Annotated in this window: 23 protein-coding genes; 12 read left to right on the top strand and 11 right to left on the bottom strand. The window is 72.8% G+C overall.

All coding sequences use genetic code 11. The features are described from left to right. Window position 1: 1 nt before the first annotated feature. The 3 genes from ETAA1_RS03040 to ETAA1_RS03030 all read left to right on the top strand — a co-directional run bounded on the left by ETAA1_RS03040 (window position 2) and on the right by ETAA1_RS03030 (window position 3,976). Entirely contained in the window at window positions 2-436 is a 435-nt protein-coding gene (locus tag ETAA1_RS03040; protein WP_145234202.1) for an NADH-ubiquinone oxidoreductase-F iron-sulfur binding region domain-containing protein, read from the top strand. Beyond that, on the top strand, window positions 436-3,249 hold the full coding sequence (gene fdhF, locus ETAA1_RS03035; RefSeq protein ID WP_202920623.1) for a formate dehydrogenase subunit alpha: 2,814 nt from the start codon (window positions 436-438) through the stop codon (window positions 3,247-3,249). Before ETAA1_RS03040 ends, fdhF begins: the two co-directional genes overlap by 1 nt. 193 nt (window positions 3,250-3,442) lie before the next feature. Further along, window positions 3,443-3,976 (top strand): TraR/DksA family transcriptional regulator, encoded by a 534-nt coding sequence (locus ETAA1_RS03030; protein WP_145234198.1) that lies wholly within the window; start codon window positions 3,443-3,445, stop codon window positions 3,974-3,976. Between the two features lie 28 nt (window positions 3,977-4,004). Here the strand turns inward: ETAA1_RS03030 and ETAA1_RS03025 are convergent, their stop codons facing one another. From ETAA1_RS03025 to ETAA1_RS03015, 3 genes are all read right to left on the bottom strand, one after another. Then, the gene (locus ETAA1_RS03025) at window positions 4,005-5,654 is read right to left on the bottom strand and encodes an FAD-dependent oxidoreductase (RefSeq protein WP_145234196.1); all 1,650 of its coding nucleotides are present in this window, start codon (window positions 5,652-5,654) and stop codon (window positions 4,005-4,007) included. Between the two features lie 31 nt (window positions 5,655-5,685). Further along, a complete protein-coding gene (locus tag ETAA1_RS03020) occupies window positions 5,686-6,243 on the bottom strand; it encodes a rhodanese-like domain-containing protein (RefSeq protein ID WP_145234194.1) in 558 nt (185 codons plus the stop codon). A 71-nt stretch (window positions 6,244-6,314) separates the two neighbouring features. Then, window positions 6,315-6,635, bottom strand: a complete 321-nt coding sequence (locus ETAA1_RS03015; protein ID WP_145234193.1) for an ArsR/SmtB family transcription factor — start codon at window positions 6,633-6,635, stop codon at window positions 6,315-6,317. Between the two features lie 147 nt (window positions 6,636-6,782). On the opposite strand from ETAA1_RS03015, the gene ETAA1_RS03010 reads away from it, so the two are divergent. Continuing rightward, a complete protein-coding gene (locus tag ETAA1_RS03010) occupies window positions 6,783-7,853 on the top strand; it encodes a hypothetical protein (RefSeq protein ID WP_145234191.1) in 1,071 nt (356 codons plus the stop codon). A gap of 7 nt (window positions 7,854-7,860) precedes the next feature. Here ETAA1_RS03010 and ETAA1_RS03005 read toward each other — a convergent pair whose 3' ends face one another. From ETAA1_RS03005 to ETAA1_RS02995, 3 genes are all read right to left on the bottom strand, one after another. Then, window positions 7,861-8,922 (bottom strand): potassium channel family protein, encoded by a 1,062-nt coding sequence (locus ETAA1_RS03005; RefSeq protein ID WP_145234189.1) that lies wholly within the window; start codon window positions 8,920-8,922, stop codon window positions 7,861-7,863. Window positions 8,923-9,123: 201 nt separating this feature from the next. After that, the gene (locus tag ETAA1_RS03000) at window positions 9,124-9,366 is read right to left on the bottom strand and encodes a hypothetical protein (protein WP_145234187.1); all 243 of its coding nucleotides are present in this window, start codon (window positions 9,364-9,366) and stop codon (window positions 9,124-9,126) included. A gap of 71 nt (window positions 9,367-9,437) precedes the next feature. Then, complete coding sequence (locus ETAA1_RS02995) at window positions 9,438-9,908, bottom strand: universal stress protein (protein WP_145234185.1); 471 nt, start codon at window positions 9,906-9,908, stop codon at window positions 9,438-9,440. Between the two features lie 324 nt (window positions 9,909-10,232). Here ETAA1_RS02995 and ETAA1_RS02990 point away from each other — a divergent pair, with 324 nt between their 5' ends. The 3 genes from ETAA1_RS02990 (at window position 10,233) to ETAA1_RS02980 (ending at window position 13,846) form a co-directional block, all read left to right on the top strand. Then, window positions 10,233-10,685 carry a hypothetical protein gene (locus tag ETAA1_RS02990; protein ID WP_145234183.1) on the top strand — a complete coding sequence of 151 codons (453 nt, stop codon included), beginning with the start codon at window positions 10,233-10,235 and terminating at the stop codon, window positions 10,683-10,685. A 135-nt stretch (window positions 10,686-10,820) separates the two neighbouring features. Beyond that, on the top strand, window positions 10,821-12,410 hold the full coding sequence (locus ETAA1_RS02985; protein WP_202920622.1) for a PAS domain-containing sensor histidine kinase: 1,590 nt from the start codon (window positions 10,821-10,823) through the stop codon (window positions 12,408-12,410). 29 nt (window positions 12,411-12,439) lie between these two features. After that, window positions 12,440-13,846 carry a sigma-54-dependent transcriptional regulator gene (locus tag ETAA1_RS02980; RefSeq protein ID WP_145234180.1) on the top strand — a complete coding sequence of 469 codons (1,407 nt, stop codon included), beginning with the start codon at window positions 12,440-12,442 and terminating at the stop codon, window positions 13,844-13,846. Window positions 13,847-13,860: 14 nt separating this feature from the next. Here ETAA1_RS02980 and ETAA1_RS02975 read toward each other — a convergent pair whose 3' ends face one another. After that, window positions 13,861-14,157: a DUF1294 domain-containing protein gene (locus ETAA1_RS02975; RefSeq protein ID WP_202920621.1), complete on the bottom strand. Its 297-nt coding sequence runs from the start codon at window positions 14,155-14,157 to the stop codon at window positions 13,861-13,863. 15 nt (window positions 14,158-14,172) lie between these two features. After that, entirely contained in the window at window positions 14,173-15,537 is a 1,365-nt protein-coding gene (locus ETAA1_RS02970; RefSeq protein WP_145234176.1) for an L-serine ammonia-lyase, read from the bottom strand. 166 nt (window positions 15,538-15,703) lie between these two features. On the opposite strand from ETAA1_RS02970, the gene ETAA1_RS02965 reads away from it, so the two are divergent. The 5 genes from ETAA1_RS02965 (at window position 15,704) to ETAA1_RS02945 (ending at window position 21,514) form a co-directional block, all read left to right on the top strand. Further along, window positions 15,704-16,375, top strand: a complete 672-nt coding sequence (locus ETAA1_RS02965) for a hypothetical protein (protein WP_145234174.1) — start codon at window positions 15,704-15,706, stop codon at window positions 16,373-16,375. Between the two features lie 101 nt (window positions 16,376-16,476). Further along, window positions 16,477-18,702 (top strand): DUF4139 domain-containing protein, encoded by a 2,226-nt coding sequence (locus ETAA1_RS02960; protein ID WP_145234172.1) that lies wholly within the window; start codon window positions 16,477-16,479, stop codon window positions 18,700-18,702. An 85-nt stretch (window positions 18,703-18,787) separates the two neighbouring features. Further along, entirely contained in the window at window positions 18,788-19,711 is a 924-nt protein-coding gene (locus ETAA1_RS02955) for an alpha/beta hydrolase (protein WP_145234169.1), read from the top strand. A 127-nt stretch (window positions 19,712-19,838) separates the two neighbouring features. Beyond that, window positions 19,839-21,134: a Gfo/Idh/MocA family protein gene (locus ETAA1_RS02950; RefSeq protein WP_145234167.1), complete on the top strand. Its 1,296-nt coding sequence runs from the start codon at window positions 19,839-19,841 to the stop codon at window positions 21,132-21,134. Further along, entirely contained in the window at window positions 21,131-21,514 is a 384-nt protein-coding gene (locus tag ETAA1_RS02945) for an SET domain-containing protein-lysine N-methyltransferase (RefSeq protein WP_145234165.1), read from the top strand. The genes ETAA1_RS02950 and ETAA1_RS02945 overlap by 4 nt, the downstream gene beginning before the upstream one ends. An 18-nt stretch (window positions 21,515-21,532) precedes the next feature. On the opposite strand, the gene ETAA1_RS02940 is transcribed toward ETAA1_RS02945, so the two are convergent. Genes ETAA1_RS02940 through ETAA1_RS31415 form a run of 3 tightly spaced genes read right to left on the bottom strand, consistent with a single transcriptional unit; the run spans window position 21,533 to window position 23,196 of the window. Then, window positions 21,533-21,946 (bottom strand): PIN-like domain-containing protein, encoded by a 414-nt coding sequence (locus tag ETAA1_RS02940; RefSeq protein ID WP_238389460.1) that lies wholly within the window; start codon window positions 21,944-21,946, stop codon window positions 21,533-21,535. 45 nt (window positions 21,947-21,991) lie between these two features. Continuing rightward, window positions 21,992-22,951: an ISAzo13 family transposase gene (locus ETAA1_RS02935; RefSeq protein WP_202920608.1), complete on the bottom strand. Its 960-nt coding sequence runs from the start codon at window positions 22,949-22,951 to the stop codon at window positions 21,992-21,994. Then, entirely contained in the window at window positions 22,951-23,196 is a 246-nt protein-coding gene (locus ETAA1_RS31415; RefSeq protein WP_202920258.1) for a hypothetical protein, read from the bottom strand. The genes ETAA1_RS02935 and ETAA1_RS31415 overlap by 1 nt, the downstream gene beginning before the upstream one ends. Window positions 23,197-23,239 lie beyond the last annotated feature (43 nt).

The raw sequence follows: 23,239 nt of genomic DNA, 5'->3' as shown, positions 1-23,239 counted from the left end.
GGTGCGGGACGGCACCCGACTGAAGGGCGTGCTCGCCGGCGGCGCCGCCGGCACCGTCGTCCCGCCGGCGCTGCTCGACGTGCCGCTCGACTTCGACTCGGCCCGCCACGGCGTCGCGCTCGGGTCCGGCGGTATGTTCGCGTTCGACGACTCGCTCCCGGTGCCGACGCTGCTGACGTGGCTCCTGCGGTTCTTCGAGGCCGAGTCGTGCGGGAAGTGTACGCCGTGCCGCGAGGGCACCCGCGAGGCCCGCGCCGCGGCGGACCGGCTCGGCGCGGCGGCCACGCCCGACGACGCGGCCCGGCTGCTGTGGCTGACCCGCCAGATGAACCTCACTTCGCTCTGTGGCCTGGGGCAGTCGGTGGCGCTGCCGGTCGAGAGCGCCCTGCGGCACTTCGGCGACGAGTTCGCCGCCGGCCGGTCGGAGGGGTCGTGATGCCGACGCTGACCATCGACGGCCGACCGGTGGAGGCGCGCGACGGGGAGACCATCCTGGACGCGGCCCGCGGGGCGCGGATCACCATCCCGACGCTCTGCCACCACCGCGACCTGTCCCCCGACGGGTCGTGCCGCCTCTGCGTCGTGGAGGTCGAGGGCGTCCACGGCCACCCGGCCGCCTGCACCACGCCGGCCCGCGGCGGCATGGTGGTGCGCACCGAGACGCCGGAACTGGCCGAGTCGCGGCGGTTCGTGCTGGACATGCTCCTCGCCAACTACCACGACGCCGAGTACGGCACGGGCGAGCGCGCGGAGACGGAGTTCGAGCACTGGGTCCGGCACTACGGGGCCCGGCCGCCCGCCGACACGCCGCCGCCGCGGTACCCCGTCGACGCCGACCCGAACCCGTTCCTGCGGGTGGACCTGAACAAGTGCGTCCGCTGCACCCGGTGCGTCCGGGCCTGCGCCGACGTGCAGGGGCGGTTCGTGTGGGGCATGGGCTACCGCGGCGACGACGTGCGCCCCGTGGCCGGGCTCGACACCACCCTCCTCGACGCCCGCTGCGAGTCGTGCGGGGCGTGCGCCGCCTACTGCCCGACCGGCGCCCTCGACGACCGCATGTCCGTCGGCCGCGGCCGGCCGGACCGGGTCGTCACCACGACGTGCCCGTTCTGCGGCGTCGGGTGCAACTTCGACCTGCACGTGAAGGACGACCGCGTCGTCCGGGTCGCGTCCAACCCGGCGGCGCCGGTGAACGGGATGAGCCTGTGCGTGAAGGGGCGCTACGGGTTCGACTTCGTCCACCACCCGGACCGCCTGACCCGCCCCCGCGTCCGCCGCTACCTCTTGGCCGGCGTCGAGAAGCGTTCCGCCACTCTCGCGGAGCGCGAGTGGGTCGAGACGGACTGGGACACGGCGCTGAACCTCGTCGCGGCGAAACTCGTGGCGGTGAGGCGTGCGGCGGGGCCGGACGCGGTCGGCTTCATCGGCTCGGCCCTGTGTACGAACGAGGAGAACTACCTCGTCCAGAAGCTGGCGCGGCAGGTGATCGGCACGCACAACGTCGAGAACTGCGCCCGCCTCTGCCACGCCCCGACCGTCGCCGGGCTGTCGATGGCCTTCGGCTCCGGGGCGATGAGCAACTCGATGGACGACGTGGCGGAACAGGCCCAGGCCTTCCTCGTGATCGGCGAGAACGTTACCGAGTGCCACCCGGTGTTCGGCACCCGCCTCCGCCAGGCCGTGCTCCGCCGCGGGGTGCCGCTCGTCGTCGCCGACCCGCGCACGACCGACATCACCGAGTTCGCCGCCGTCCACCTCCGGCACCGGCCCGGGACCGACGTGGCCCTGCTGAACGGGCTCATGCACGTCGTCCTCGAACACGGCTGGCACGACCGCCGCTACATCGAGGAGCGCTGCGAGGGGTTCGAGGAGTTCCGGGCCGCCGTCGAGCGGTACACCCCCGAGGCGGTGGGGGTGCTCACCGGCGTCCCGGCGGCGGACCTGCGCCGGGCCGCGGAACTGCTGGCGCGGAACCGGCCGATGGCGGCCGTGTGGGGCGTGGGGGTCACCCAGCACACGACCGGCGTGTTGAACGTCCTCGCGCTGGCGAACCTGCAAATGCTGCTGGGGAACATGGGCGTGCCCGGCGGCGGGGCGAACGCGCTCCGCGGCCAGAACAGCGTGCAAGGTGCCTGCGACATGGGGGCGCTGTTCAACCTGTTCCCGGGCTACCAGCCGGTGACGAGCCCAGCCGCGCTCGCCAAATTCGACGCGGCGTGGGCGCTCGACCCGCCGGCACCCCGCGCGGGCGGAACGCCGTCCCTCGGCCTGTCGGACCGGCCGGGGCGGACGCTGACGGAGATCGTGGACGCCTTCGGCCCCGGCGACCTGCGCGCCCTCTTCGTGATGGGCGAGAACCTGGCGCTCACGAACCCGGACCTGAACCACACCCGCGGGTGCCTGGCGGCGGGCGAGTTCCTCGTGCTCCAGGAAATCTTCCCGACGGCGACCGCCGAGTTCGCCGACGTGCTGCTCCCCGGGGCGGCGTTCGCGGAGAAGGCGGGGACGTTCACGAACACCGAGCGGCGGGTGCAGCTGATCCGCCCCGCCGTGCCGCCGCCGGGCGAGGCGAGGCCGGACTGGGCGGTGCTGGCGGACCTGGCGCGGCGGACGCTCGCGGCCGACGGCCGCGCCCCGGTCGGGCCGCACGCCGGCTGGGCGTACCGCGACCCGGCTCAGATCATGGACGAGGTCGCGGCCGTCGCGCCGCTGTTTGCCGGGATCAGCCACGCCCGGCTGGAACGGGGCGACCGCCTCCAGTGGCCGGTGCCGTCGCCCGACCACCCGGGGACGCCGATCCTGCACGTCGGCGGCTTCGCCCGCGGGAAGGGGAAGTTCCACGCGGTCGAGCACGCCCCCGCGGCGGAACTGCCGGACGCCGAGTTCCCGTTCGTGCTCACCACCGGCCGCGTGCTCCAGCACTACGGCAGCGAAATGACCCGCCGTGCGGAGGCGCTGACGGCCGCGTGCCCGGAGCCGGTCGTCGAGGTGAGCCCGGACGACGCGGCGCGGCTCGGGCTGACCGACGGGTCGGCCGTCCGCCTCCGCTCCCGGCGCGGCGCGGTCGTGTCCCGGGCGGCGGTCACCGACCGGGTGGCGCCGGGGTGCGTGTTCGGGAACTTCCACTTCCCCGCCGCGGGGAACGTGAACAACGTCACGACCGGGGTTCTCGACCCGACCTCGAAGACGCCCGAGTTCAAGGCCTGCGCGGTCGCGGTGGAACCGGTCACGACGAACGGCGACGGGTGACGGGACGGCGGCGCCGGTGTGTCACACGGACACACCGGCGCCCCGAGACGTGCCGCAACCGCACACCCCGAGCGTCGGCGTGGGCCGCGAAATCCGCGGGTTTCGCCGCGGGCGCGGCCGGTGGAGCCGACGGTACACCCCTTGCTCTGACACACCCGGAGCCGAACCAAACGACCCTACCCCCGAGGCCGCCGTGCAACTGACCCTGACCGATCAAGAGGCCCGTACCCTCCGCGACGTGCTCCGCGACGCCCTCTCCGCCCTGCCCCGGGCGAGCCTCAGCGTCTGCGAACACTCCCGCCGGGAAGCACTGTGCGAGCGGCTCCTGGCGGAACTCGGACCGGGCGCGGCGGCCGGCCCCGAGGCCGGTGCGGGGTGCGCGGAGAAGGTGTGCCGGTCGGGCCACGGGCCGAGCGCGGCCGACCTCGCGACGTACCGGCAGCGCCTGACGGAGGCCGCCGCCCGCCTGGGCGGTCAGGTCACGGCGCTGGAGGTCGAGGCCCGACAGCCGACCGGTACCGCCCTGGGGACGGCCGAGGAGGCCACCGCCCTCGAGTTGCTTCACGCCGAGGAGGGCACGCTCGCCGAGGTGACCGCTGCCCTCGACCGGATCGACCGCGGCGCCTTCGGACGGTGCGAGGCGTGCGGGAAGCCCGTGTCGAAGGCCCGGCTCGAGGCCCTCCCGCACGCCCGCTACTGCATCGCGTGCGCCCGGGCCGCCGGCTGACCGCGGCCCGATCCGCCCCGGGCGAGCCTCAGTGCGACGACTCGCGCCCCGGGTGGTGCAGCCGGTACGTCGCGAAGCCCCCGCCCACGTTCGCGGCCCGGAACCCCGCCTGGAGGAGCACCCGGGTGGCCAGATAGCCCCGCTGGCCGACCTGGCAGTACGCCGCGACCGGCCGGTCCCGCGGGAGTTCCGCGAGCCGGCCCCGCAACTCGTCCACCGGCACGTTCACCGCGCCGGGGATGTGCCCGGCGGCGAACTCCGCGGGCGTCCGCACGTCCAGCAAGAAGTACCCACCCAGAGCCGCCTCTGCGTCCACCTGCGGGTGGTCCCCGCGGAGCAGCCCGGCGGCGACGAACCCGGCCATGTTCACCGGGTCCTTCGCCGACCCGAACTGCGGCGCGTAGGCCAGTTCCGCCTCCTCCAGGTCGAACACCGTCAACCCGGCCTGGATCGCCACCGCCAGCACGTCGATCCGCTTGTCCACCCCCGCCCCGCCGACCGCCTGGGCGCCGAGCAGCTTACCGCCGGCCGGGTCGAACAGGAGTTTCAGGGTCATCCCCTCGGCGCCGGGGTAGTAGCCGGCGTGGTGGGCCGGGTGGACGTACACCTTCCGGTACGCCCGGCCCGCCCGCCGCAGCACCTTCTCCGACGCCCCGGTGATGGCCGCCACCGTGTCGAACACGCGGACGATGGCCGTCCCCTGCGTCCCCCGGTACCGGGCGGCGGGCCGCCCGAGGGCGTGGTCGGCGGCGATCCGCCCCTGGCGGTTGGCCGGGCCGGCGAGCGGCACCTGCGCCGGCTCGCCCGTCACGAAGTCGGTGACCTCGACCGCGTCCCCGACGGCGTAGACGTCCGGGTCGGAGGTCTGCATGTGCTCGTTGACCCGCACGCCGCCCCGCGGCCCGACCGCCAGCCCGGCCCCGACCGCCAGCGCGTTCTCCGGCCGCACCCCGACGCCGAATACGACCAGCCGGGCCGGGAGCGACAGCCCCGACTTCAACCGGACGCACAGCCCGTCAGCCGCCGACTCGACGGCCTCGGCCGTATCGCCCAGCCGGAGGGTCACCCCGTTCGCGGCGAGGGCCGCGACGACCGGCGTGGTCATCTCCGGGTCGAACGGCGTGAGCGGCTGGTCGTTCTTCTCCACCACCGTTGTGGCGACGCCGCGGCGGGCCAGGTTCTCGGCCAGTTCCAGGCTGATGAACCCGCCACCGAGGAGGACCGCCCGCGCCACCCCGGCGTCGAGCCGGGCCTTGATCCGGTCCACGTCCTGAAGGGTGCGCAGGGTGAACACGCCGGGCAGGTCGATCCCCGGCAGCGGCGGGCGGACCGGCGCCGCGCCGGGGGCCAGGATGAGTTTGTCGTACCCCTCCTCGTACTCCCGCCCGGTCGCCAGGTCGCGCACCCGGACCACCTTCCGCGCCCGGTCGATCGCCTCCACCGACGAGCGGGTCCGCACGTCGAGTCGGAAGCGCTCGCGGAGCCGGTCCGGGGTGACGACGAGGAGCTTGTCGCGGGTCGCGATCTCCCCGCCGACGTAGTACGGCAGGCCGCAGTTGGCGAACGACACGTCCGGCCCGCGCTCGAACACCACGACCTCGGCGTCTTCCGACAGGCGGCGGGCGCGGGCGGCCGCGGACGCCCCGCCGGCCACGCCACCGACGATCACCAGCTTCATGGACGAGCCTCCGTGGGCGACCCCGGTAGGGTCAGCGGACGCCGCCGGTCGCGGCGGGGTCGGTCACGCGGTTCCAGGGCATCCGGGCGAGGAGCAGCCCCATCCCGCAGGCGCCGGTGACGCCGGCGAACACCAGCCCGGCCCCGACGAACGCGGACAGGCCGACGAACCCCGGGTGGACGAGCCAGCCGAGGGCGGCCCCGAGCAGGACGAGCAGTCCCGCCGCGACGCGGACCTGCTGTTCCAGGGAGACGGCCTTCTTCCCGCGGACGACCGGCAGCCCGGCGTCCGCCCACGCTTGGGTTCCGCCCTCGACGTTGCACACGACGAGCCCCGCGGCAAGGAGCTTTTCGCACGCCTGCCGGCCCCGGCCGCCCGAGCGGCAGATGACGTACAGCGGCTCCTTAGGCTGCGCGGCGCGGCCGGCCCGAACCGCCGCCGGGTCGAGTCGGTCGAGCGGGACGTTGCGGGCGAACGGGACGTGGACCTCGCGGAACTCGACCGGGGTCCGCACGTCGATCAGGTCGACCGGCCGGTCCGCCGAGCGGAGGTCGGCCAGCTGCCGGGGGGTGACGGTGGGGACGGTCATGACCCTCTCCTGGTCGCGGTGATCGATCAAATACGTCGGAACATTTCGATCTATTTGGGAGGCAAAAACGGCTACCCGGCGGCGCTCCCGAACCGGGCCTCGACGCACGCCATGATGTCCTTCAGGTGTGGCTCGGTCACCCGGTAGTAGGCGTTCCGCCCCTCCTTGTCGCAGGCGAGGAACCCGCACCGCTGCATCAGTCGCAGGTGCTCGGACGCCATCGGGCTGGCGATGCCGCAGGCCGCGGCCACCTCGCCGACCGTGTACCGCCCCCGCAGGAGCATCTGCACGATCCGCAACCGGTGCGGGTGGGCCAGCGCCTTCAGGCACTCGGCGGCCTGCCCGAGGGCCGTCAGGTCGGTCAGCGGCGGTGTCTTCGGCCGGGTGCCCATCACGCCCTCCTCGTGCAAATATATCGTGAGTTTACGACACGTCAAGCCGTCCCACCCGCGGGCTGCCGCCGGCGGGGTCTACCGCCAGTCCCGTACAACAGCCGCGAACGGGTCTGTTGCTTTCGGCCGGGGTGGAAAGGGTGCAACGTGGTCCGCGGCACCGTCGTCTATCTGTACGCCTTCGACGTCGGCAGCGAGGTCGTGACCGCGGCGGCCGGCGGCGGCTCCACGGACGGGGAGGTCCGTCGCAAGCCCGTCTCGCCCCGGGACATCCCGGCCGCGCGGCCGCAGAAGGTGGAGCTGCCCCCGACGGCGGCCGTCGTGGCCGGCGTGCCGGCCGAGACGGGTGTCCGGGCGTACGAAGTCGGCGTGGTGACGGTGACCGTTCGGCTGTCCGGCGTGGCGGGCGAGCTGGCCGGCTGGCGGCGGTTCCACCGGCCGACCACCGCGGACGGTCGCCCGCTCGCCGAGACGGCCCGCGACCTGTGCCGGCAAGCCTGCGACCGGCTCGGGGCGGCTCTCCGGGATCCCGCCGGCGTCGGTGACCCGGAAGCGTACACGGCCTTCTGCCTGTCCGACCTGGGGGGCGACCCGGACGCCGCGCGGTGGCTCGGGGCGAACCGGCGGGCGGTGGCCGGGCTGCTCAACGACGCCGACCCCGACCGGCTGAGCGACGACCAGGTCGCCGAGTCGTTCCGGCACCAGCGGTCGTTCGCGGCCGGCGACGCGGTGGTGCCCGACTGGGACGCCGCCCTGGTGGTGGATCTGACGGGGGAGTTCGACGACGTGCTCCTCGTACTCGAGCTGGCGAACCTCCAGCTGGAGGAACTGCGGACGCTGGACGCGGCGCTCGACCGCCACCTCGACCGGGCGTACGACCACCTCGGCCGGCGGCCGGGGCTGTGGCCCGGGCGGTGGGCGGCAGTCCTGCGGGAGCTCCGGCGGCTGCGGGTGGACGCGAGCAAGCTGGCCGACGCTGTGACGAACGTGACCAAGTTCGTCGGCGACTGGTACCTGGCGCGGGTGTACCTGGCGGCCCGGGAGCGGTTCCACCTGGACGACTGGCGGGCCAGCGTGGACCAGCGGGTCGCCCAGCTCGACCGGGTGTACGAGCTGATCCGCGGGGAGGTGGCGGAGCAGCGGATGTTCGTCCTGGAGTTGCTGGTCGCCGCCCTGATCGCCCTCGAAATCCTCCTCGCGCTCGTCCTCCGCGGGTAGCACCGGGTCACGGCGCCGCGGCCAGCCCCGCGACGCGGTCCAGCGCCTCGCGCGTGCCGAAGGCCACCAGGACCGCCCCCGGCTCGATGACGGTGTCGCCGGTCGGGGCGTTCACCGCGTCCCCGTTCGGGCGGAGGACGCCGACCACGGTCACCTCGTAGTCGGGCGCGAGGCGGGACTGGTGCAGGGTGACGCCGGCGAGCCGGCTGCCGGCCGCGACCCGCAGCTCGACCGCCTGCAGGTCGCTGAACGCCCCGCGGGCGGCGGCGTCGAGCACCTGGAGGACGGTCGGCTTGAGGACCGCCTGCACGGCCCGGTGGCCGCCGGTCAGGTACGGGGACACGACCCGGTTCACGCCCACCCGCTTCAGCTTCGCCTCCGCCCCCTCGTCCTCGGCCCGGGCGACCAGCACCAGCGTCGGGTTCAGCAGCCGGGCGCTGAGGGCGATGTACAGGTTCTCGGCGTCCGACCCGACGACCGTGATGAGCGCCCGGGCGTGCTCGATCCCGGCCCGCCGCAGCACCTCGTCGTCGGTCGCGTTGCCCTGGAGCCGGAGCCCGTGCCGGTACGCCTCCTCGGCCGGCGGGGTGCCGGTGTCGACCACGACGAACGCCTGCCCGAGCCGCTCCAGCTCGTCGCACACGATCCGCCCCATCCGGCCGTACCCGCAGACGATCAGGTGCCCCCGGAGGTGCTTCAGCCGGTCGCTCATTCGCTCCCTCCCGAGGAGTTCGCGGAGCTCGCCGGTGAGCATGCTCCGGATGACGTCGGTGGCGATGTAAAAGAGGACGAAGATGCCGCCCAGGGCGAGGGCCATCGTGAACACCCGGCCGCCGCGGGACAGCGGGGTGGGGATTTCCCCGTACCCGACCGTGGTGAGCGTGATGACGGTCATGTACAGGCCGTCGAACAGGGTCCACGGCGGCCCCTCGATGACCGGGTAGGCGACGGTCCCGGTGGCGGCGATGGCCAGCGGCAGCAGGACGAGCCGACGGAGCCGTCGCGGCAGGAGCCGCCGGTACAGCCGATTCGGCAGTCTCAGCAGGTGGCGGAGGCCGCGCGGCGGCACGGAACCCTCGGTCGGGTCACGCCGCCGGCGGGTCGGCCGGCGGAGGCGGTACAGGTGGGTGGAGCGAGCGTGTCGAGGTGTTGTAGCAGATAGCGGCCGCGCACGGGCATTTCCGCCGACGCGGCGACGGAGCCGCCGTCCCGCTCCCCCTCCGAAGGGGCGGGCGGGGCTGACCAGCGGCTCCTTCGACCGAGCTGTGAATCAAACCGCGGTCGCCAGCTCGCCGCGCCTGGACGCCGCCGCGGCGACGCCGGCCCGGTCGTGCCCCGCGGCGGGCGCCGGGGGCCGTGCGACGGCCGGCTGGTCGGGCTGCGACCGGCGCCACCCTTCCGCACACACCGCCGCGCAGAACACGACGATCGGGAAGGCGATCAGGTAGGTAGCGATCCCGCAGGCAATCAGGATCTGCATCTCGTCCGGGGTGCCCGGAGTGAACTTGAGCATAGCCATCTCCTTTGGGGCGGGGGTTTTGGAGGAGCCGCCGGAGCCACGCACCGACGACCCCGACGGCAGCCTCACCGGCTACACGTCGCGGAGGCGGGCTTCGCGGGCGCCGGGTGGCCGGCCGCACGGACCGTGAGCACGGGGCAGGGAGCCTGACGCAGGACCGTCTCCGCGACGCTCCCGAGAGCCAGGCGCGCCAACCCGCCGCGCCCGTGCGTCCCCATCACGATCAGGTCGACGGCGGACTCGCCGGCCGCCTTGATGATCTCGGCCGACGGCTCACCCCGGAGAGCCCGTCGGGTGATCCGGAGCGTGGGGTCGTCGGCCCCGACGCACTCCAGCCGGGCGAGCTCGGCGTCGAAGCTCCCCTGCGGCAGGTCGAGGGCGACCCCCTCGATGACCGCGGCGGCCGGCCACGGCTCGACGTAGCAGACCAGCAGTTCCGCGTCGTAGTCGTGGGCGAGGGCGGAAGCGACCTCGAAGGCGGACTGCGACGCCTCGGAGAAGTCGGTCGGGTGGAGGATGTTGCGGAGCGCGAACATGGCTGCCTCCGCGGCTGGGCCGCTCGGGGGGTGCGGGTGAATCCGGTGACTCGGCACGACCCAAGGCAAACCTGGTGCCGCGCCGGCGTCCACCCCGAACCACCGCGATTTCCGCCCGGCCGCACCGGGGGATACGCGTTTCCGGCGCGCCCGCGCACGCCGGGTTCGTCAGGGATCGCGGTGTGTCGGGCCGGCACACGGCACAGCGCGGCGCGCCGGAGTGGCACACGCCGGACCCGTGAAGTGGGCCGATTGATGCGTTTCGCGTCACGGCACCGGGCTTGCGATGGCGACACCGGCCGGACTCATTCCACGGAGGTTCCCATGCGACGCACTGTCCGTCCTGTGCTCTGGTCCGCTGTCGCCCTCGTCACGGTCGGCGTCGGCTCGGCCCAGGAGCGGCCGGCCCAGCCGAAGCAGAAGCAACTGCCGGTCATGGTCCGAAAGCTCACCCACGCCCAGAAGGTGCTCGAGGCCCTCGCCCGGGAGGACTACACCCTGCTGGCCACCCACGCCGACGGCCTGGCCGCGTGCGTGAAGGACGTCACCTGGCGGATCAACGACACGGAGCGGTACCTGATGTTCAGCAACGACTTCGGCCGCGAGGTCGCCAGCCTCCAGAAGGCCGCCAAGGACAAGCGGGGTGACGCCGCGACGCTGGCGTTCATCGACATGACGATGACGTGCGTGAAGTGCCACCGCTACCTGCGGGACGAGGGTATCTCCCGGGTTCCGGACCTCGGCCCGCTCGCCCCGCGGACCCGGCCGGCGGAGTAGCCCCACGCCGGGCTCGCGCCGCCCTTGACACCACCCCCATCGGCCGGACAATCCATGGGTACTGTCCACGCCCCGACCGGTCGTCGCGACGAGGTGGGCCGCCGGGGAGCCTCCCGGCGGCCCTCAGGTGCCGCCGTGCTCGCACGCATCCCCGCCGACCAACTGGCCGGCCTACTCGACATCTCCGGGGACGGCATCGTCACCGTGGACGCCCGGCAGGTCGTCGTCGCGTTCAACCGCGGCGCGGCGAATCTCTTCGGCTACGACCCGGCGGAAATCCTCGGCCGGCCGCTCGACCTCCTCATCCCCGCCCGCTTCCTGGCGGCCCACGCGGGCCAGGTCGCCGGGTTCGGCCGCGCCCCGGAACCGGCCCGCCACATGGGCGAGCGGCAGGAGGTGTTCGGCGTGCGGAAGGACGGGACCGAGTTCCCCGCCGAAGTGTCGATCTCGAAGTTCGGGGCGGGCGACAGGGCGCTGTTCACGGCGATCGTCCGCGACGTGACCGAGCGGAAGCGGTACGAGGCCGCCGCCCGCGAGCTGGACGACCTGCGCACCCGCACCCGCGTCGCCGACGCGGAGGCCGCGGCCCGGCACTCCGAGGCGTTGTTCCGCCGGATCGTCGAGACGGCGCACGAGGGGATCTGGCAGCTCGACCCCGACGCCCGCGTGGTGTTCGTCAACGACCGCATGGCCGACCTTCTCGGCTACCGCCCCGACGAGGTCCGCGGCCGGCAAAAGTGGGACTTCCTGTTCGACGAGGACCGGGCGGCCGGCCGCGCCCTCTTCGAGCGCCGCCGGGCCGGGGTGAGCGAGCAGGCCGACGTGCGGTTCCGCCGCCGCGACGGGGGCGAGGTGTGGACCCTCATGTCGGCCCGCCCGCTGACCGACGCCGCCGGGCGGTTCGACGGCGCGCTGGACATGTTCACCGACCTGACCGAGCGGCGGCGGGCGGAGGACGCGCTGCGCGCCCGGACGGAGGAGCTGCGGGCGACCACCCAACAGTTGTGGCAGGCGGCCAAGCTGGCGGGCGTCGGCGAGCTGGCCGCGAGCATCGCCCACGAGCTGAACAACCCGCTCGCCACGGTCAGCCTGCGGGTCGAGCGGCTCCTCGCCAGGACGCCGGCCGACGACCCGCGGCGCCGCCAGCTGGAGGTGATCGAGCAGGAGATCGAGCGGATGGCCGGGCTGGTGGGGAACCTCCTTCAGTTCAGTCGGGCGGGGCGCGACCAGGTCTCCACCGTGGACGTGCCCGACGAGGTGGTGAAGACGGTCGATCTGGTGGGCCACCACCTGCGGAAGCGGCAGATCCGCGTCGAGCCGGAGTTCGCCGCCGGCGTGCCGCACATCCACGCCGACCGCCAGCAGCTCCGGCAGGTGTTCCTGAACCTGTTCACGAACGCCGCCGACGCCATGCCCGCCGGCGGCCGGCTCGCGCCGCGGGTCCGCCCGGGCCGGCTCCCCCCCGACCGGCCGGCGGTCGTGGTCGAGGTCATGGACACCGGGACCGGCATCCCGCCCGAGCTCCTCGGCCGGGTGTGCGAGCCGTTCTTCACCACCAAGGACGAGGGGAAGGGGACCGGGCTCGGGCTCGCCATCTGTCGCCGGATCGTGCAGCAGCACCACGGCACGCTGGAGGTCGAGAGCCGGCCCGGCCAGGGGACGACCGTCCGGCTCACCCTGCCGGTCCGCCCGGACACCAACGTCGCCGGCCTCCACGCGGAGTGACCCGGCCGCACCGACGAGGACGGATCACCATGACTGCGCCCGCCCGCTCCGTGCGGCTGCTCGTCGTCGACGACGAGGTCGAGCTGATGACCGCCCTGTGCGAGTCCCTCCGCGACGAGGGGTACGACGCGGTCGGCTTCTCGGACCCCGCCGCGGGCCTCGCCGCGCTGCGGGACGGCGAGTTCGACGTGCTGCTGAGCGACCTGATGATGCCCGGCACCGACGGCATCCAGCTCCTCCGCCAGGGGCTTCAGACCGACCCCGACCTGGTCGGGATCATCATGACCGGGCAGGGGTCGATCCAGACCGCGGTCGAGGCGATGAAGGCCGGGGCGTTCGACTACGTCCTCAAGCCGTTCCGCCTGCAACAGGTGCTGCCGGTCCTCGACCGCGCGACGGAGGTGCGCCGGCTGCGGCGGGAGAACTCGCGGCTGCGGCGGGTGGTGCAAACGCTCACGTTCGAGTCCCCGCGGTACCACATGGTCGGCGCGAGCCCGGCGCTGCGGAAGGTGCTCGGGCTGATCGAGAAGGTGGCCCCGAGCGACGCCACCGTGCTGGTCCGCGGGCCGAGCGGCACGGGAAAGGAACTCGTCGCCCGGGCGATCCACGGGAACAGCCCGCGGCGTGAGAAGCCGCTGGTCACGGTGAACTGCGCGACGCTGCAGGAGAGCCTGCTGGAGAGCGAGCTGTTCGGTCACGAGCGCGGCTCGTTCACCGGCGCCGACCGGGTGAAGCCGGGGCTGTTCGAGGTGGCCGAGGGCGGGACGCTGTTCGTGGACGAGGTGGCCGAGATGTCGCCGGGCCTCCAGGCCAAGCTGCTGCGGGTGCTGGAGGACGGGCACTACCGGCGCGTGGGGAGCACGCAGGAGCGGCGCGCGGACGTGCGGGTGGTGGCGGCGACGAACAAGCCGCTGGAGGACGAGCAGAAGGCCGGCCGGTTCCGGGAGGACCTGTTCTTCCGGCTGAACGTCATCGCCGTCACGCTGCCGGCGCTCCGCGAGCGGGCGGAGGACATCCCGCTGCTGGTCACGCACTTCCTGACCACGCGTGCGGTCAGGGGAGCGCCCATGAACATCGAGCCCGAGGCGATGACGGTCCTCACCCGGTACGCCTGGCCGGGGAACGTCCGGGAACTCGCCAACGTCATCGAGCGGGCGCAGATTCTGGCCGAGGGGGACACGATCACGGTCGACGACCTGCCGGAAACCGTGGTCCGGGCCGCCTCGTCCGCGAGCCCCGTGACCCCCCAAGACCCGGACAGCCTGGACGCCGTCGAGTGTCGTCACGTCGTCGAGGTGCTGCGGCGGGCGGGCGGGAACAAGGTCCGGGCGGCGAAGGCGCTGGGGGTCAGTCGGCGGACCCTGTACCGGATGCTCGAGCGGTACGGCCTGGCCGGCGCCGCGCCCCCGGACGGGGCGGGCGCGCCGCCGGCGTAGGCGCCCGCGAGCGGCTACCCGCCCCACGCACGCCAGGCGTAGGCCGCCGCCGCGACCGCGGACACATGCAGCACAACCGTCGCCCAGAAGACCACGCGGAAGCGCGTCTTCTGCGTCTTGTGGCGGAACTGCCGCTGCGCCAGCAGCGCCCCCGGCCAGCCGCCGACGAGCGCGAACAGGTGTAGGGTGCGCTCCGGGATGCGACGGGCGCCGGCGGTGCCCGCGCGGCGCTTGTCGAACCCGTAGGCGGCGAACGCGGCGGCGCTCGCGACGGCGACCAGCAGCAGGTACGCGACGACGACGGTGGGCACGGGCGACACTCCTGGTCAGCACTCGACGCGGTTCACGGCCAGGCCGCCGAGCGACGTCTCCTTGTACTCGGCCTGCATGTCGGCGCCGGTGCGGCGCATCGTCTCGATGACGTGGTCCAGCGAGATGCGGTGCGTGCCGTCGCCGTGCAGCACCGCCAGCCGGGCCGCGTTGATCGCCTTCACCGCGCCCATCGTGTTCCGCTCGATGCACGGCACCTGCACCAGCCCGCCCACCGGGTCGCACGTCAGCCCGAGGTTGTGCTCCATGCCGATCTCGGCGGCGTTCTCCACCTGCGCGTTCGTGCCGCCCATCACCGCCGCCAGCCCGGCCGCGGCCATGCTGCACGCCACCCCCACCTCGCCCTGACACCCCACCTCCGCCGCCGACAGCGACGCGTTCCGCTTGTACAGCATCCCCACCGCCGCCGCCGTCAGCAGGAACCGCCGCCCGCCCTCGGCGCTCGCCCCCGGCACGAACCGGTGGTAGTACGCCAGCACCGCCGGGATGACGCCGGCGGCGCCGTTCGTCGGCGCCGTCACGACGCGGCCGCCGGCGGCGTTCTCCTCGTTCACCGCCAGCGCGAACAGGCTCACCCAGTCGAACACGGCCAGCGGGTCGGCGGCGCCGGTGGTGGTGGTGAGGTGGCGGTGCAACTCCGGGGCGCGGCGCTTCACCTCCAGCCCGCCGGGGAGTACGCCGCCGGTCGCCATGCCGCGCTCCATGCAGCGGGACATGACGCTCCAGATGCGGTCGAGGCCGGCGTCGGTCTCGGCCGCCGGGCGCCACGCGGTCTCGTTCTCGGCCACCACGTCGGCGATGCTCCGGCCCGTCCGCGCGCCGACGGCCAGCAACTCGGCGGCGGACGCGAACGGGTGCGGCACCTGCCGCTCGTCCGTCGCGCCGGCCTCGCCCTCCTTCAGCACGAAGCCGCCGCCGACAGAGTAGTACGTTTCCGCTGACAGCACGGCGCCGGCTGCTTCCGTGGCGGTGAACCGCATCCCGTTCGGGTGGAACGGCAGCGTCTCGGTCTCGTGGAAGCGCAGGTCGGCGGGCTCGCGGAAGGGGACGGCGTGGGTGCCGCCGAGGCGGACCTTGCCGGTGCCGCGGACCGTCTCGACCAGGGCGTCGGCGGTGTCGGGGTCGGTGGTCTCGGGCCGCTCGCCGGCGAGGCCGAGGATGACGGCCTTGTCGGTTGCGTGACCGCGGCCGGTGAGCGCCAGCGAGCCGTACAGCTCGGCGACAATGCGGCCGACGGCGGGGAGGTGCCCCGCGGCGCGGAGCGATTCGACGAACCGCCCCGCGGCGACCATCGGGCCGACGGTGTGCGAGCTGGACGGGCCAATGCCGACCTTGAACAGGTCGAAGACGCTGAGGTTCACGCCGCTTCCCGGGGTGTGCGCGGAGAGGCCGTCTTCGTGGTGATACGACCTGCCGCGGCCCGAAGAACCCCCCTGCCCCGGCTTCGGCGCAAGCGGGCGGGCCGGGAATCGCTCCAGAGTCGGGCACACCACTTGCGATACCTGCCGAACACCCGCGGAGGTTGTGATGCGCCGGATGCTGGTCGCACTGGTTGTCGCGGTTGTTCCGACCGTGTCGGCCCACGCCGACGACTACTACGTGGCGGTGTTCTCTGCCGAAGCCGTGCCGTACAAGCCGGAACTGACGCACTCGTTCGCCGCCGCCGTACGCGTGCCGGCGGCCGGCGACGCGGAGGTGGTCGGCATCAGCTGGCTGCCGGCGTCGTTGAACCCGCGCGGGCTGACGCTGGCTCCGGAGGCCGGCGTGAACCTCGGCATTCCGGACACGGTGGCGTGGGCGCAGCGGCTCGGGATGCGCGTGTCGGTGTGGGGGCCGTACCGCATCGACGGCGAGCTATTCTGTCGGCTGCGCGGGCAGGCCGAGCGGCTCGGCGGCGGCCGGGTGCGGTACAAACCGACGGACACAGCATTCCCGGCGGCGCTGGTGCAGAACTGCTACCACGCGCTGTGGATGCCGGTGGCCCCGCTGCGGGCGCGCGGCGCGTCGGGGGCGTTCTCGGCCGGCGACGCGGCGAGCGGGGTAACGGTCGGCCTGTACGCCCCGTGGGTGGTCGAGCCGTGCCGGACTCACGACGCGGTGCTGGGCCTGCTCGGCGTCGCCGACTGCGGCCTGACGCGCCGCGCGTTCGACGACCGCCCGACCCGCCGCGATGCCATCCGCTCGTGGCTCGACGATTAGGCCGACGCACCGTCGTGTAACGGCCGGCAGACGCGGCCGCCCGACCGGGGTACAGTGGCGGCACGGCGCCAACCGGCGCCGCCACCCCCCGGGGAACAACCATGCTCCGTCGGACGCTGTTGTGGGGCCTGCCGCTGGCCGGCGCCGTTGGGGCCGCCGCCGTCGCCGACCGCTGGCTCGCCGCCGCCGCCCTCGCGGACGCCAGGCAAGACCTCCGGCCCGCCGTCACCCTGCCGATCAGCCGGGTCGTGCTGTTCAACAGCGTCGTCAGCTACCTGAGCCGCAGCGGCGAGGTGGACGGCGACGCCCGCGTCGACCTCACCTTCCAGGAAGCGGACATCAACGACTTGATCAAGTCGATGGTCCTGGAAGACTTCGGCGGCGGCCGCGTCGCCGCGGTGAGCTACGACAGCCGCGAGCCGATCGCCCGGACGCTGGCCAGCTTCTCGATCAACCTGAACGGCGACACCACTTTCGCCGGCATCCTCCGGCAGGCCCGCGGCGAGCGGGTCGAGGTGACGACCACGCCGACGGCGCAGAACCAGCCGGGCAAGGTGACGGGGTCGATTGTCGGCGTCGAACCACAGGCCGGGCCGAATGGCGTGCCGGTGTCGGTGCTGAACCTCTGGTGCGCCGAAGGGCTGCGCGCCATCAAGCTGACCGAGGTGCAGCAGCTGCGATTCCTCAACCCGGTCATCGAGTCCGAGTTCCGCCGCGCCCTGGAGGTGCTGGCGCTCAACCACGACGCCGCGAAGAAGGCGGTGAGCCTCCACTTCGCCGGCGACGGGAAGCGGCGCGTGCAGGTGGGGTACGTCGTCGAGGCGCCGATCTGGAAGACGAGCTACCGGCTCGTGCTGGATGCCGAGGGCAAGGGCGGGAAACCGTACCTGCAAGGGTGGGCGGTCGTGGAGAACCCGACGGACGAGGACTGGAGCGGCGTGCGGATGGCGCTTATCAGCGGCCGGCCGATCAGCTTCAAGATGGACTTGTACAACCCGCTGTACGTGCCGCGGCCGACGGTCGAGCCGGAGCTGTTCGCATCGCTGCGCCCGCCGACCTACGACGGCGGCTTCGCCCGCCGCGACCGGGTGACCGACCTGACGATCAAGGACATCGGATTCGATCCGCACCAAGCCGCGCCTCCCGACATCGAGCGGGAGGCGGAGAAGTCCTTCGCCGGCGTGGTCGTCGAGAGCGCAAAACGGGCGAAGGCCGACCCCGGTCGGCCGGGCGAGTCGAAGGCGGCGGAGGTGTTGCGGAAGTCGGTCACGGCGGCGACCGCCGGCGACGGGTCGCGGCAACTCGGCCGCGAGCTGGCGACGCGGCTCGGCACCGCGGCCGTCGGCAGCGCCGCCACGGCCGGCAAGCTCGGCGACTTCTTCCAGTACGCCATCGACCACCCGGTGTCGCTCGCCCGCCAGAAGAGCGCCCTGCTGCCGATCGTCGGTAAGGAGGTCGAGGGCACCCGCGTCAGCATCTACAACCCGGCCGTGCAGCCGAAGCACCCGCTGCTCGGGCTCCGCTTCAAGAACACCTCGGGCATGCACCTGTCGCAAGGACCGATCACGGTGTTCGAGGGGAGCACGTACGCCGGCGACACCCGCGTCCTGGACGTGCAGCCGGGCGAGGAGCGGCTCGTCAGCTACGCCATCGACCTGGGCACCGAAGTCGATCCGCAGTCCGGGCCGGGCTCGGCGCGCATCACGAGCGTGAAGGCGGTGAAGGGAATCGTCACCACGGTGACGAAGGTACGCGAGGAGAAGAAGTACCGCGTCGCCAACCGCAGCCAGACCGACCGCACGCTCGTCATCGAGCACGCGAACCGCACCAACCAGCAGTTCAAGCTCGTCGAGACCGCTGCGCCGGTCGAGGACACCAAGGAGGTGTACCGGTTCCAGGTGGCGGTGAAGGCCGGCGAGGAGAAGACGTTCCCGGTGACGGAGGAGCGCGACGTGTCCACGCAGGTGGCGCTGTCGAACAACCCGGACGGGCAGATCCGCTTCTTCCTGAGCCTGAACGAGGCGACGCCGGCGCTGAAGCAGAAGCTGGCCGAGGCGATGAAGCTGAAGGCCGCGTGGGACGGGCAGCTGCGCGACCTGACGCAGGTGAAGGCCGACCTGGCGCGGGTGGGGACCGACCAGGACCGCATCCGCAAGAACCTGGCGGCGACGCCGCGGGAGGCGGAGGTGTACCAGACGTACCTGACGCGGCTGGCGACGCAGGAGCGCGAGATCGACGGCCTGACGGCCCGCGAGAAGACGCTGATGGCCGCGGAGTTCACGTCGCGCAAGACGTTCGAGGACTTCCTGGCGAACCTGACGGACTGAGGGTGTGGGGGTTCCCGCGGCCGACCCTTGACCGCGGGCCGCCGACCGGCGACGATCACTCTTTCCCCCCACCCCGGGTGCCGCGATGACTCCCCTCCGAGCCCTGCTCCTGGCCGTGCCGCTGTTCGCCGCGCTCGCCCCCGCCGCCGCCCAGCCCGACCCCGGCTTCACCCGCACCGAAGACGTGATTTACGGCCGGAAGTTCGGCACGGCGCTGACGATGGACGTGTTCACCCCGAAGGCCAAGGCCAACGGCGCCGGCGTCATCTGGTGCGTCAGCGGCGGGTGGTACTCGAACCACGACAGCGTCAACGTCGGGTTCGCCAAGCCGTACCTCGACCGCGGCTACACCGTGTTCCAGGTCGTCCACGGCAGCCAGCCGCGGTTCAGCATCCCCGAGGTGCTCGACGACATGCACCGGGCGGTGCGGTTCGTCCGCGCCAACGCCGGCAAGTACGGCATCGACAAGGACCGCCTCGGCATCAGCGGGGCGTCGGCCGGCGGGCACCTGTCGCTGATGCAGGGCGTGGCGCCGCGGCCGGGCAACCCGCTCACCAAGGACAAGGTCGATCTGGAGTCGTCGAAGGTGGCGGCGGTGGCGTGCTTCTTCCCGCCGACCGACTTCCTGAACTACGGCAAGACCGGGAACGTGGCGCTCGGCGACGGCACGCTGAAGGGCTTCCGGGCGCCGTTCAACTTCGTCGAGTTCGACGACGCGACCAAGGCGTACGTCGTGATCACCGACGAGGAGAAGCGCCGCCGGATCGGCAAGCAGATCTCGCCGGCGTACCACGCGACGAAGGACAGCGCCCCGGCGCTCATCATCCACGGCGACAAGGACACGCTGGTGCCAATCCAGCAGGCCGAGGTGATGGTGGCGGCGTACAAGCAGGCCGGGGCGACGGCCGAGCTGGTGGTGAAGCCCGGCGCCGCGCACGGCTGGGGCGACATCGGCAAGGACATCGAGAAGTGCGTGGACTGGTTCGACACGCACCTGGCGAAGCAGTAGCACCCGGCGAGCCGCCCGCCGTCAGGCGGCGGGTGGCGCCCCCGATCACGCACGCGAAAGTTCTTCGTGGCGCCACCCGCCGCCTGACGGCGGGCGGCTCGCCGGCCCTACCCTCCCCGAGGTTCCCATGCCCCGCCTCTCCCGCCGCTCGTTCCTCGCGGCCGCGCCGCTCGTCACCACCGCGGCCCTCCGCGGCCAGGACGCGCCGTCGAACAAGATCACCCTCGGGTTCATCGGCGTCGGCACGATGGGCCGCGGCCACCTCGGCGGGTTCCTCGGCCGCCGCGAGGTCGAGGTCGTCGCCGTGTGCGACGTGGTGAAGGAGCGCCGCGACAGCGCCCGCACGATGGTCGAGACCCGCTACGCCGACCGCCTCAAGTCCGGCCAGTACCGCGGCGTCCGCGCCGTCGCCGACTTCCGCGAGGTGCTCGCCACGCCGGGCCTCGACGCCGTCGTCATCGCCACGCCGGACCACTGGCATGCCATGCCCGCCATCCTCGCCGCACGGGCCGGCAAGCACATCTACTGCGAGAAGCCGCTGACTCAGAACCTCGCCGAGGGCCGGCAGCTCGTGGACGAGATCGCCAAGGCGAAGGTGATCTTCCAGACCGGCAGCCAGCAGCGGACCGAGTTCGGCGGCCACTTCCGCAAGGCCGTCGAGTACGTGTGGAACGGCCGCATCGGCAAGCTGCACACCGTCCGCATCGGCGTCGGCGAGCCGGCCGTGCCGTGCAACCTGCCGGAAGAGCAGAAGCCGGAAGGCACCGACTGGGACGCGTGGCTCGGGCCGGCGCCGGAGCGGCCGTACAACTCGGTGCTGTGCCCGCGCGGCGTCCACCAGGGGTTCCCGGCGTGGCGGCGCTACCAGGAGTACGCCGGCGGCCAGCTCGCCGACATGGGCGCCCACCACTTCGACATCGCCCAGTGGGCCATGCGCATGGACGGCGCCGGCCCGCTCGAAGTGATCCCGCCGGAGAACCCGCGCGCGGTCCGCGGCCTGCGATTCGTCTACCCCAACGGCGTGACGATGATCCACAACGAGTTCGCCCGCGGCGCCGACGGGATGGAGATCAAGGCCGACTGCGTGTTCGAGGGCTCCGACGGCACGATCCTGGTCGGTCGCGGCGGCATCAGCAGCCGGCCGGGCACGGTCCTGGAGCGGCCGATCGGCGCGGACGACCGCAAGGTGTACGCGGCGACGAGCCACCACGGCAACTGGCTGGAGTGCATCCGGGCGAAGAAGGAGACGATCTGCCCGGCGGAGGTCGGTCACCGCAGCGCGAGCATCTGCCACCTCGGCAACATCGGCTACCGCCTGAACCGCAAGCTGACGTGGGACGCGAAGGCGGAGCGGTTCGTGAACGACGCCGCCGCGAACCGCGAGCTGAGCCGCGAGCCGAGGGCCAAGTGGAAGCTGGTGTGAACCCGCTGATCGACCCGCCGCCCGACGACCGGTTCGAGGTGCGGCCGTCGCTCATCCCCGGCGCCGGCCTCGGCGTGTTCGCCCGCGCCGACCTGCCGGCGGGGGCGGAACTGGAGGTGGTCGGCGTGCTGGTCCGCCGCGACTCGCCCGCCGACCGCTGCACCCACTTCGCCGACCACCACAAGTTCCGCGTCGGCGCCGACCTGCTGCTCATCCCGATGGGGCTTGGCGGCCTCGTCAACCACGCCGCGGACGCCAACCTGGAGCGCGTCGAGCACCCCGGCCGGGTGGTGCTGCGGACCCGCCGCCCGGTCGCCGCGGGGGAGGAGTTGGTGTTCAGCTACTCGGAGAGCGCCCGCCGGCGGCTGGGGCTGGCGTAGTACGGCGCGACGTGTGTCTCATTCGTCGTCCGATTCGGCTCCCTCGCCGGGCGGCTCCGACGGTGGCTCTTCGAGCAGTACGGTTACGCCCTGCCGCGAAACTTGGGCCACGAACGGCCACGGGTGGCGGTGGAGGGTGCGGCCGATGTCCCGGCCGCTGTCGAGGAACGTCTGCGCCATCTCCTCGCCGTTCATGCTCCCGCTCGGGAGCGTGAACATCCGCACGCCGTAGGCGATCACCTTCTCTCGCTCGGCCGGCTTGCGGCGGATGGCCTTGTCCTTGGTCAGCACCACCCAGCCACGTTCCCCTGCGACCGGGAGCCAGGCCACGTCCTCGGTACCTTCGGGAAAGTGATCCAGGTGCCACTCGACGACCCAGCCGGCGGCGCGGAGCGCCTCCCCGACCGACTTGCCGAGGCACGCGTCGGTCAGGAAGACGGCTTCGCTAAGGATCTGGTCCTCAACTACTTCCCGAATTCATGCGGTTTGGGGTAGGGCTCGGTAGTTCCATTTCGGGAGGTAGTCGTCGAAGGCGATCTTCATGCTCGTCCGGAACCCTTCGACGTACTTCCGACCGGTGGCGTACACCTTGTCCAGTAGGCTCACGGTCACCCGCAGGCCGGCGTCCGTCCTCGCCCGGGCGATGAATTGCCGGGCGACCTCCACGGTGTGGAAGATCACGCCCCGACACGCCCGCGTGATGTGCGGGAACACCTTGTGCTCGATCGGATTGTGCTTCGAGCAGTACGGCGGGTAATGGGCCACCCGGAGTTCGATCGCCAGTCGGTCCGCCAGGCGTTGCAGGTCCTCCTGGAACAGGTACTGGGTGGCACTGTTGCTGCCGCCGCCGTCGCACAGGATCAATAACCGCTTCGCGTCCGGGTAGGCGGCACGGCCGTGCTCGTGCCACCACAGCGCGATGCTGTCGCAGCACAGTTCGCCGGTGTCGTGCGACGTGTTGAGGTGGATGGACGCGTGGTTGCGGGCCACGTCGAAGATGCCGTGGGGGATCAGCTTGCCGGACCCGGCCCGGGGGAAGTCGTGGTCGAAGGTCTCCACCGTCTGGGACGTATACGTCTCCCCGCCGCGGTGGAAGTTCCCCAGCAGTTCCTTCTTCTTCGTGCCCACGCTGATCACCGGGTCGCCGGCCGCCTCGTACCCCCGCCGGAGGTCCGCGATGTTCTCGAACTGGGCGTTCCGGTCGGGGTGGTGGCCCATCGACTTCTTCTTGCGGGCCGTCCGGCGGCCGATCTGGAGGGCCCGCAACGCCCGCCGGATCGTCCGGCGACCGGCCGGGGTGCCCATCGCCGCCAACCGCCGCGACAGTTCCCGCAGCGACAGGTTGGTCCAGAGTACGCCGTCCCGCATCGGGTCCCCGGCGGTGAACTCCGGGAGCAGGTGCCGGAGGTTGTCGCCGAGGGACGGTCGGGCCGCCATCAGCGGGCGACGTCCGCCCCCTTTTTTCGGACCCGGCCGTCGGCCGGGTCGTCGGGTTGTTCCAGATCCTGCAGGCCTTGTCGGATGGTCTTCGGATCGCAGGCCAGCAGGCGGGCGATGTATTCGACGCCGCCGTGCCCGAGTTTCGCCGCTTCGACGGCGGCGTACCGGCGGCGGTCCTTCTCGGACAACCAGCCCGCCAGCCGCTTCATCATCGCCTCGACTTCCGCCGGATAGGCGTCCATGCCCGCCTCCCGAAATCGCGTTCGCCAGGCCCGAGATTCTACC

This window comes from Urbifossiella limnaea (genome assembly GCF_007747215.1).
GTDB classification, from domain to species: domain Bacteria; phylum Planctomycetota; class Planctomycetia; order Gemmatales; family Gemmataceae; genus Urbifossiella; species Urbifossiella limnaea.
The sequence above is the reverse complement of the archived record's forward strand: the minus strand, read 5'-3'. Positions and strand labels throughout refer to the sequence as shown.